This is a genomic window from Embleya sp. NPDC127516 (assembly GCF_044765325.1).
Taxonomy (GTDB): domain Bacteria; phylum Actinomycetota; class Actinomycetes; order Streptomycetales; family Streptomycetaceae; genus Embleya.
On record NZ_JBIWJT010000074.1, the window covers coordinates 1 to 12059 of the forward strand.

General features: G+C 69.8%; 2 protein-coding genes. Both read right to left on the bottom strand.

Features of this window, described 5'->3' with window-relative positions:
- The coding region (locus ACIRL2_RS50900) for an amino acid adenylation domain-containing protein (protein WP_402242572.1) at positions 1-8399 on the bottom strand (8399 nt) is incomplete at its 3' end.
- A partial coding sequence (locus tag ACIRL2_RS50905; protein ID WP_402242574.1) for an amino acid adenylation domain-containing protein occupies positions 8399-12059 on the bottom strand: 3661 nt, incomplete at its 5' end. The genes ACIRL2_RS50900 and ACIRL2_RS50905, both read right to left, overlap by 1 nt.

A 12059-nucleotide genomic window follows, 5' to 3' on the forward strand; every position in this document is an offset into this window, starting at 1 on the left:
CGACCCGTCGAACCCGACGTATAGATCACATACGCCAAACCCTCCAACACCTCGACCACCGGCACAGCCACCGGACAAGCCGCCACCACACCCCGCACAGCCGCGTCGTCCAACGCCACCGACACCACACCACGCACCGGCAACTCGTCCAACACATCCTCGGCACTCAACAACACCGAGGCACGACTGTCCCCCACCATGAACGCAACCCGATCCACCGGCGCACCCGGATCGATCGGCAGATACGCCGCACCCGCCTTCAACACCGCCAACAACGCCACGACCAGATCGACACCACGCTCCAACGCCACCGCAACCACCGACTCCCGACCCACCCCCAAACCGGTCAGATAGCCCGCCAACCGACCCGACCGCGCATCCAACTCCCCGAACGACACCTCCTCCCCACCACACACCAACGCCACCGCATCCGGAGACCCCTCCACCCACCGGCCCAACAACCCCACCACCGACGCCCGAACCACCTCGGCAGACGTGTCGTTCCACTCCACCAACAGCCGGCCGAGATCGTCCGCGCCCAGGACCGCCACGGTGTCGAGGGGGACGTCGGGGGCGTCTTCGTGGTCCAGGCCGTCTTCCAGGGCCACGAGCAGGTTCTCGATGGTGGTGTGCAACATCCGGGTGACCACATGCGGGTCGCCGGGGGCCACCACGTCCACGGTCAGCGCGAAGCCGTCCGTGCCCAGGTCGTCCACGGAGACGGCCAGCGGGAAGTTGGTGAGGTCCAGCATGAAGACCGTGCGGATTCCGGACACGATCGCATCGCCTCGGGGCCCGTCGGAATCCGCGTTCGCCGTCCGACCACCGCTGTGCCGGTAGTTGAACAAAGCGGTGAACAGCGGTGTGTCCTCGGCAATCCCGGCGGCTCGCTGAGCGGCGGCCAAAGGTGCGTGTTCGTGCTCCAGCAACGCGGCCAACCGGTCGCGCATGGCCGAAACCGCCGCTCGCGCACCGATGTTCCGCAGATCGGCCCGAACGGGAAGGGTGTTCATGAAAAGCCCGAGCGCCCGATCGCCGTCGGCACCGGCGTGCATTCGACCGGACAACACCGTCCCGAACACGACGTCGTCGCGACCGGAGAGCGCCGACAACACCTGGGCCCAGGCCACATGCAGAACGGTGGCCGGGCTGACTCCGAGCCGACGGGCCACCTCGCGAATCCGCGTGCCGACCTCGTCCCGGACCGGGAGATCGGCGCGCTGCACACCGTCGCCGTCGCCGCGCACGTCCAACAGGCCGAAGGGCGCGGTCGGTTCGGTGACGTCACCGAGCAGGTCGGCGAAGAATTCCTCGTGCCCGCCGTGCCGCAGACGTTCACGCGCCTGCACCATGAAATCACGGAACGGCAGCGCCGGCGCCAGGTCGTCACCGTGACCGGAGAGGAACGCCCGCACCTCCCGAAGCAGGACCTCCATGCCGGTGTGGTCCTGAATCATGTGGTGCACGCGCAACATGCCGTACCAGCGGCCGGCTTCGGCCGCAGGCGTGATGTGTGCGTCGATCAGCGGTGCACGACCGATGTCCATGGTCAGCCCACCGGCGGCCAGAAGGTGCGCGGCCGGATCTCCATCGGCGGCGACAGGCGCCGCCTCGCGCACCGTAAGCGGAGCGTGTCGCTGCACCACCTGCACCGGGTCGGGGAGCCCGTCCCAGACGATCGCGGTCCGGTAGATGTCGTGCCGATCGATCACCTGCTGAAGGGCGCGAAGGAAACCGTCCAGCCGTTCACGGGCGTCGAATTCCAGCACGAACGAGGTCACGTAGACGTCGCGTTCGCGCTCACCCGCCATCAGGTGGTGGAAGAGGATGCCTTCCTGCAGCGGTGCGAGCGGGTAGACGTCGGCGATGTTGGCGGCCCCGCCGTCGATCGACGCGGCGACGCGGGCGACCTCGGCCTCGGACAGATCCACCAGTGGCAACATGTCCGGCGTCAACGCCGTCGCGTCGGCAGGGATGCGATTCGCGGGGACGGCGACCAGGTCCGCACCGGCCGAGACGGCCAGCCCGGCCACCGTCGGCGCCTCGAACAGGGCCCGCACCGACACCGAGACCCCACGTACCCGCAACCGCTCGACCAACGTCACCGCGAGCAGCGAATGCCCGCCCAGAGCGAAGAAGTTGTCGTCCACCCCGACCGAGGTCAGGCCCAACACCTCGGCGAAGGCCGCACACAGCACCTCCTCGCGCACCGACGAGGGACCACGACCGGTACGCGCGGTCACGTAGTCGGGCGTCGGCAGCGCGGCATGGTCCACCTTGCCATTGGCGGTCAGCGGCAGCTCGTCCAGGACGACGATCGCCGACGGGACCATGTACTCCGGCAGACGGGCCGCGGTGAACGCGCACAGGGTCGCCGTAAGGTCTTCGTCGGTCTCGGCGACAACGGGGCCGACCGCGACGACGTATGCGACGAGTCGCTCGTCACCGGCGCGAGCCGCGGGGCTTCCGGGCCGGGTGCGTACCACCGCCTGGCCAACCCGGGGGTGTGCGGTCAGCGCGGCCTCGATCTCGCCGGGTTCGATCCGGAACCCCCGGATCTTCACCTGATCGTCCGCCCGCCCGGCGAACACCAGCTCACCGGCCGCCGTCCACCGCGCCCGGTCGCCGGTCCGGTACATCCGCTCACCCGAGCCGAAGGGCGACGCCACGAACCGCTCACCGGTCAACGCCGCCCGACCGAGATAGCCCCGGGCCAGACCCACACCGGCCACATACAACTCAGCCGTCACCCCCGGCGGCACGAGCGCGAGACGCTCGTCCAGCACATACGCCCGAGCATTCGCGATCGGCCTCCCGATCGCGACCTCGCCCGCCTCCGGCCGGCAGCGCCAAGCCACCGCGTCCACCGTGGTCTCGGTCGGCCCGTACGTGTTGAACAACACCCGACCCGAGGCCCACCGGGCCATCAGCTCGGGTGGGCATGCCTCGCCGCCCACCTCCAGCACGACGTCCGACGAAATCAGCGCGGACGGCATACCGGCCAACACCGCCGGCGGCAACGTCGCGTGTGTGATCGCCTCGTCGACGAAGAACCCGGCCAACTCCGCACCGAGCCGACGCTCGTCGGGCACCACCACCAGTGCCGCACCCGACGACAGCGCCACCGACCACTCCAGGCAGAAGTTGTCGAACCCCACCGACGCGAACTGCGCCATCCGCGAACCCGCCCCGATCGCGAACCGCACACGCCCCGCCGCAGCGGTGTTCGCAAACCCCGCCTGCGAAACCACCACACCCTTCGGCCGACCCGTCGACCCCGACGTGTAGACCACATAGGCCGGATGCGAACCCCACAACGGAGACGAACGATCGGCGTCACCCACGGGCGACGACGGCAGGCTCTCCAACGCCGCGACCACCGCAGGCTCGTCGAGAACCAGCACCGCGGCCCCGACCCCGGCCCCGGACCACGTGGACGGCACCCGCGGCGCGTGCAGGCTGTCCGTGACCACCAACACAGGTGCGGCGTCATCGAGCAGGTAGCCGATCCGCTCGGCCGGCTGCATCGGATCGATGGCCAGATACGCGCCACCGGCAGCCGACACACCCAACAACGCCGTCATCAACCCGTGGCCGCGCCCCAACACCACGGCCACCACCGACTCGGGACCGACACCCAACCCCACCAAATACCGCGCCAGACGACCGACCCGACCACCCAACTCCCCATACGACAGCGCCGAACCCCCGGCCACCACCGCCACCGCGTCCGCGTCCTCCACCACCCGAGCCGCGAACGACTCGGCCACCGGCACCGCCGGCACTTCCACCGCCGTGTCATTCCACGCGACCAACACTCGCGAGCGCTCGTCGGTGTCGAAGAGGTCGACGTCATGCACTCGCCGCTGCGGATCGGCGGTTACCGCTTCGAGGACACGGACCCAGCGATCCGCCATCGTCGCGACCGACTCGGCATCGAACAGGTCGGCGACACCGAGGAAGCCGCCCCGCAGGCCCGCGGGCCGTCCCTGGTCGTCGAAGACCTCCTCGACGGTCACATCCAGATCGAACTTCGCGGGTGTGGACAGACCGGCCGTGAGCTCGGCCGTCGGCGCGTCGATCCGGACGGTCCGGAGGTCGAGGGTTGCCCGCGCCGTGTTCTGGACCGTCAGCATGACCTGGAACAGCGGGTGCCGGGCGAGCGATCGGCTCGGCGCGAGTTCCTCCACCAAGCGCTCGAAGGGCACGTCCTGGTGATCGAAGGCATCGAGTCCGGCTTCGCGCACCCGGCTCAGCACCTGCCGGAAGGTGGGCTCTCCGGACAGGTCGGTCCGCAACACCAGCGTGTTCACGAAGAAGCCGACCAGGTCGTCCAGATCCTCGTCGGTGCGTCCGGCCACCGTCGTCCCGATCGGGATGTCCGTGCCGGCGCCCGACCGGGACAACAACACCGCCAACGCGGCCTGCAACACCATGAACACGGTCACGCCCTCGGCCCGCGCCAACTGCGCCAACCGGTCGTGCAGCTCGGCGGGTACGGTCAACGGGGCGGCATGTCCCCGGTATCCGACCACCGCCGGCCGCGGACGATCGACGGGCAGATCCAGCTGGTCGGGAATCCCGGCCAGCGCGGTGCGCCAGTACGCCACCTGCGCCGCCAACACGCTGTCCGGGTCGTCCTCGGATCCCAGCAACTCCCGCTGCCAGAGCGCGTAGTCCGCGTACTGCACCGGCAACGGCGCCCATGCGGGCGCGCGTCCCGCGCAGCGAGCCGCGTAGGCGGCCGAGATATCCCGACCCAACGGACCCATAGACCAACCGTCACCGGCGATGTGATGCACCACCAGGACCAGCACATGCTCGTCGTCGCCGGACGAGAACAGCCACGCCTTGATCGGCATCTCCTCGGCGAGGTCGATCGGGTACTCGGTGGCCCGCAGGATCGCCTGAGCCAGTCCCCCGGGCTCGACCTCCTCCTGCTCGATCTCCCAGGTCGATTCGCCGGAATCGAGCACCCGCTGATACGGCTCGCCGTCCACCATCGGGAAGACGGTCCGCAACACCTCGTGCCGACCCACCACATCCCGCAACGCGGCCGACAACGCGTCCCGGTTCAGATCACCGGACAGGCGCAGGACCACGGGAATGTTGTAGCTCGCGTTCGGTCCGTCCAGTCGCCCGAGGAACCACAACCTCCGCTGCGCGAACGACAGCGGCGGACGCTCCGGACGAACTCCCCGGGCCAGGGCCACCCGTCGTTCGCCCACCCGCCCGTTCGCCAGGCGAGCCGCCAGTCCCGAGACGGTCGGCGTCTCGAAAACGGCTCGGATCTCCAGTTCCACGCCGAGCACGGCGCGCACGCGGGAGAGCAGCCGCGTCGCGAGCAACGAGTGGCCGCCCAGTTCGAAGAAGCTCTCATGCACCCCGACCGAGTCGAGCCCGAGCACCTGGGCGAACATCCCGCACAGGATCTCCTCCTGCGGCGACGGCGCGATCCCGCCGATTGCCACGGCCTCCGGCCGCTCGGGGTCGGGCAGGGCTGCCCGATCCAGCTTGCCGTTGGCGGTCAGCGGAAGCGCGTCAAGCACCACGATCGCGCTCGGCAACATGTACTCCGGCAGGCGCCGCGCGGCGAACTCCCGCAGCGTGCCCGGCAGGTCCTCGTCGACTGCGTCGGCGTCGTCGGGCACGACGTAGGCCAACAGGCGGATATCGCCCGAGGCTTCCGCGCGAGCGATCACGGCGACCCGGCCCACCCCCGGATGTGCCGCCAAGACCTCCTCGATCTCCGCCGGTTCGATCCGGTAGCCGCGGACCTTCACCTGATCGTCGACCCGACCGACGAACACCAACCGGCCGTCAAGGGTCCAGCGCACTCGGTCGCCCGTGCGATACATCCGCTCGCCATCGCCCGAGAACGGGCAGGCCACGAACCGCTCCGCCGTCAGCCCGGGTCGGGAGATGTACCCCCGGGCCAATCCGGCGCCCGCCACGTACAGCTCGCCGATCGTGCCCACCGGGACCGGGGTCAAGTCCTCGCCTAGCACGTACAGGCGCGTGTTCGCGATCGGGCGGCCGATCGGCACCGGCCCGGACGGTACGTCATCGCCCGCGCGGACCTCGAAGACGCAGCAGCCGACCACGGTCTCGGTCGGCCCGTACTCGTTCACGACCACCGAGCCCGGCGACCGCGCCAACCACGCGGACACGTCGGCTCCGAACAGCGCCTCACCGCCGACCACCACGCAGCGCGCGGCGCCGGCCGCCTCGTCGTCCGTCAACAACTCGCCCAGCAAGGGCAGATGCGCGGGGACGACCTTCACCAGGTCGAATCCCGACCTCGAACGCACCAGCCCGGCCAGCCCATCGGCGCCGCCCTCGGGGCTGACCACCACCGGCGATCCGGACACCAGCGGCAACAACACACTCGTCACCGTCAGGTCGAACGCCAACGACGAGTGCAACGGCGCACCACCCGAGGCCCCCACGTCATACGCCTCGCCGGCCCACGCGACATAGTTCGCCAGCCCGCCGTGCGTAACCGCCACACCCTTCGGCCGACCCGTCGAACCCGACGTATAGATCACATACGCCAACTCCGCAGGTCGCACGGAGGCCCACGGCTCGGTGGCCGCGTCCTCGGGACGCGAGGCCAGGTCATCGACCGCGATCGTGGGCAACCGGCCTGCCGGCAACTCCTCCAACAGATCCTCGGTGCTGATCAACATCGCGGCGCGACTGTCCGCCACCATGAACGCGACCCGGTCCGAGGGGTACTCCGGGTCGATCGGCAGATACGCCGCTCCGGCCCGCCATACGCCCAGGATCGCCACCACCGCGTCGACACCACGCGGTAGGCACAGACCCACGACCGACCCGGCACCCACCCCACGCTCGCGCAGCACTCGCGCCAACTGCCCCGCACGGGCATCCAACTCCGCGTACGAGACGCCCGTCCCGCCGCACATCACCGCGACCGCGTCCGGCGAGTCCACCACCCGAGCCGCGAACGACTCCGGCACCGACGGGCGCGGCGAGTCCACCGCGGTGTCGTTCCACGTGACCAACACCCGCGTGCGCTCTTCGTGTCCGAGCACGTCCACCGTTGCGAGCCGCGCGCCCGGGTCGGTGACCAGTGCCCGCAGCACCCGCAGCCAGCGTTCGGCCAACGCGTCTACCGAACCCTGATCGAACAGGTCCGCCGAACCGGTGATCGAGCCGCGGATCCCCGCCGGCCCGCCCTGGGCGTCGAAGCGTTCCTCAGCGGCCACGTCGAGGTCGAACTTCGCCGCGGCGGCGGCCGACAACTGGGCCGCGATGCCGTCGAGCGGGGTGCCCGCCCGCACACCGGACAGGTCCAACGCCGCGCGCGCGGTGTTCTGCAGCGTCAGCATCACCTGGAACAACGGATGACGAGCCAATGACCGTGCCGGGGCAAGCTCCTCCACCAGCCGCTCGAACGGCACGTCCTGGTTGTCGAAGGCGCCGAGTCCGGAGGTACGCACCCGGGCCAACACCTCACGGAAGGTGGGGTCTCCGGACAGATCGGTGCGCATCACCAAGGTGTTCACGAAGAAGCCGACCATGTCCCGCATCGCGGAATCGGAACGCCCGGCCACCGCGGCCCCGATCGGGATGTCCGTACCCGCCCCGAGTCGGGACAACAGCACGGCCAGGCCGGCCTGGAGGACCATGAACACGGTCACCCGCTCGGCCTTGGCCAACTCCACCAGTTCGCGGTGCAACTCGGCCGGGATCTCCACCGACGCCACGTGTCCGCGGTGTCCGGCCAGCGCCGGGCGACTGCGGTCGGCCGGCAGTTCCAGCTCGGTCGGGATGCCGGCGAGCGCGGAGCGCCAGTACGCCAGTTGGGCGTGCAGGACACTGCTCGGATCGTCGTCGCTGCCGAGCAACTCCCGCTGCCAGAGCGCGTAGTCGGCGTACTGGACCGGCAGCGGGTCCCACTTCGGCGGATGACCCGCGCAGCGTGCCGCGTAGGCGGCGGAGATGTCCCGTCCCAACGGCCGCATCGACCAACCATCTCCGGCGATGTGGTGCATCACCAGCACGAGCACATGCTCTCCGTCGCACCGGAAGAGCCAGGCTCGGATCGGTATCTCCCGCGCGAGATCGAACGCGTGCTCGGTGGCCGTCGCCACCGCCCGGGACAGCCGCTCGGCGTCGAGCTCCGTGTAGGCGAGCTCCCATTCCAGGGTGTCGGCGTCGAGGATCTCCTGGTGCGGTTCACCGTCGACCACGGCGTATACCGTGCGCAGCACCTCGTGCCGGCCGATGACGTCGCGGAGTGCCGCCCCCAACGCGTCCCGGTCCAGGTCCCCCGACAGACGCAGTACCACCGGGCTGTTGTAGGTCGGGCTCGGGCCATCCATCTGGCCGAGGAACCACAGCCGCCGCTGCGCGAACGACAAGGGAATCATCAGTGCTCCTCAGTTCCGCGCATCGGCCGCAGCGCCGGCCTGGCTGACTTCTGCTCTCCCGCGTGCCCGGCGAGTTCGGCCACGGTGGGTGCTTCGAACACGTCCCTGATCCGCAGCTCGATGCCGAGCACTTCCCGGATCCGGGTGAGCAATTGCATGGCGAGTAGGGAATGCCCGCCCAGGTGGAAGAAGTTGTCGTCGACTCCCACGGCATCCAGGCCGAGGACTTCGGCGAACACGCCGCAGAGCGCCTCTTCCCGGGCGGTCTCCGGCTTTCGGCCGTCGGCATCTCCGTAGCGGGGAGCGGGCAGAGCGGCCCGGTCGAGTTTTCCGTTGGCGGTGAGCGGGATGCCGTCGAGCATCACGATCGCGGCGGGGAGCATATGCCCCGGCAGCCGCTGCGCCGCAAACCGGCGAAGCTCCAAAGGCAGTTGTGTGCTCCCGGAGCCACCTGCATCGACCGGGACGACATACGCCACCAGTCGAATGTCGCCCGGGGACTGCGCCCGGGTGACCACGGCCGCCCAGTGCACTTCGGGGTGAGCGGTCAGCGTGGCCTCGATCTCGCCGGGCTCGATCCGGAACCCCCGGATCTTCACCTGATCGTCGGTCCGACCGGCGAACATCAACTCTCCCGCGGCCGTCCACCGCGCGCGGTCGCCTGTGCGATACATCCGCTCACCCGAACCGAACGGGCAGGCCACGAACCGTTCACCGGTGAGCGCGCGCCTGCCCAGGTAGCCCCGGGCCAGGCCCGTGCCGGCCACATGGAGCTCGCCGATCACCCCGGGCGCGACCGGACGCAGGAAGTCGTCCAGGACGTAGGCACGGGTGTTGGCGATCGGGCTCCCGATCGGGATCTCGTCGACCTCCGACCGGCAGTGCCAGACGGTGGCGTCCACCGTCGTCTCGGTGGGCCCGTAAGTGTTGAACATGACCCGCCCAGGTGCCCAACGGGCCATCAGTTCCGGTGGGCACGCCTCGCCACCCACCTCCAGGACCACGTGCGGCGGGATCGCCCCGACCGGCACCCCGGCCAACACGGCGGGGGGCAAGGACACATGCGTGATCGCCTGCTCGACGAGGAACCGGGCCAACTCGTCGCCCAATCGCCGCTCGTCGGGAACAACCACCAAAGCCGCCCCCGACACCAGCGCCAACGCCCATTCCAAACAGAACACATCGAAACCGATCGAGGTGAACTGCGCGATCCGGGAGTTCTCTTCGGGTCGGAACCGGCCCCGTCCCGCAGCCACGGTGTTCGCGAATCCGGCCTGCGAGACGACCACCCCCTTGGGTTGCCCGGTCGAACCCGACGTGTAGACCACATAGGCCGGGTGCGAACCCGACAGCGGCACCAAACGGTCGGCGTCACCGACGGGGGACGACGGCAGGCTCTCCAGCGCGGTGACCACCGCAGGCTCGTCGAGAACCAGGACCGCACCCCTTTCTCCGCACCACGCGGCCGGGATGTGCGACGCGTTCACGCTGTCCGTGACCACCAGGACCGGCGCCGCGTCATCGAGCATGTAGGCGATCCGCTCGACCGGCTGCGTCGGATCGATGGCCAGATACGCAGCACCGGCAGCCGAGACACCCAACAACGCTGTCATCAAGCCCGAGTCGCGACCCAACACCACCGCGACCACCGCCTCGGGGCCGACCCCGAGCCCGATCAGCCGCCGCGCCAAACGGTGAACTCGACCACCCAACTCGCCGTACGAAAGCTCCGAATCCCCGGACACCACCGCAATCGCTGCCGGCGCCTCCGCCACCCGAGCCGCGAACAGCTCCGCGACCGGCACCGCCGGCACCTCCACCGCCGTGTCGTTCCAGGTGACCAACACCCGCGAGCGCTCGTCGTCGTCCAGCACGTCCACGGCGTCGAGTCGAACACCCGGATTTGCGACCAGCGTTCCCAGCACCCGTACCCAGCGGGCGGCGATGGTTTCGACCGTATCCGGGTCGAACAGATCGGCCGACGCCACGACCACGCCGCGAAGCTCGGCGGGACGGTCCTGCTCGTCGAAGACTTCGGTCAGCGCCAGATCCAGGTCGAATCTCGCCGGTTGTGCGACGGACACGCCCGCTGCGGCGCCCGACGTACCGACCCCAAGCCCCGGCAAATCCAGCGCCGCCCGGCCGGTGTTCTGCAGCGTCAACATCACTTGGAACAGCGGATGCCGCGCCAACGACCGCGCCGGCGCCAACTCCTCCACCAACCGCTCGAACGGCACATCCTGATTCCCGAACGCACCCAGCCCGGTCTCCCGAACCCGACCCAGCACCTCCCGGAACGTCGGATCCCCCGACAGGTCCGTCCGCATCACCAACGTGTTCACGAAGAACCCGACCAGATCGTCCAGACCCTCGTCCGTACGACCCGCCACCGCCGCACCGATCGGCACATCCGTACCGGCACCCAACCGCGACAACAACACCGCCAACCCGGCCTGCAACACCATGAACACCGTCACACCCTCGGACCGCGCGACCCGCACCAGCTCGGCGTGAATCTCGGCGGGGACCACGAGCGGGACGCTGTGACCACGGTCGCTCGCGACGAGGGGCCGGGGGCGATCGAAGGGCAACTCCAGCTCCTCCGGACCTCCGGCAAGCGCCTCCCGCCAGTACGCGACCTGGCGCGACAGCACGCTGTCGGGGTCGTCCGCGTCGCCGAGCAACTCCCTCTGCCACAGCGCATAGTCGGCGTACTGCGCCGGAAGCGGCGTCCATTCGGGCGCATCGCCGGCGCACCGGGCCGCATAGGCGGTGGAGATGTCCCGGCCCAACGGGCCCATCGACCAACCGTCACCCGCGATGTGATGCACCACGAGCACCAACGCGTGCTGCTCGGGCCCGGACGATAGCAACCACGCCTTGATCGGCACCTCCGTCGCCAGGTCGAACTCGTGGCTAACGGCGCGTGCCACCGCACCGGGCAACTCGGCCGCGGACACCCGACCGACCGCCGGCTCCCACGCGAGTTCGTCGAGACTCAGGATTCGTTGGTACGGCTCACCGTCGGCGACCGCAACCACCGTCCGCAACACTTCGTGCCGACCCACCACATCCCGCAACGCCGCCGACAACGCGGCCACGTCCACACGACCGGACAAGCCCACCACCACCGGCAGGTTGTACGTCGCGCCGCCACCCTCCAACTGCCCCAGGAACCACAACCGGCGCTGCGCGAACGACAACGGCACCCGCTCCGGACGCTCCCGGACCGTCAGCGCGGCCCGCGCCGCGTCGGCGTGGTCCAGCGCGACCGCCAACCCTGCGACGGTCGGCGTCTCGAACAACGTCCGCAGGTCCAACTCGACGCCCAGCACGGCCCGGACACGCGACGCCAGCCGCGTCGCCAGCAGCGAGTGTCCGCCCAACTCGAAGAAACTGTCGTCGACCCCCACCCGATCCCGACCCAACACCTGGGCGAACGCCCCACACAACAACTCTTCACGCAGACCGACCGGCTCCCGGCCGGGTTCGGTGTGGTGGTCGGGTGCGGGGAGGGCTTTGCGGTCGAGTTTGCCGTTGCTCGTGAGCGGGAGCGCGTCGAGGACGACGACGGCGGCGGGGACCATGTACTCGGGCAGACGGCCGGCGGCGAACCGCCGGAGGGTTTCGGGCAGGGCCGCCGGGGGTGTGGCGGCGTCT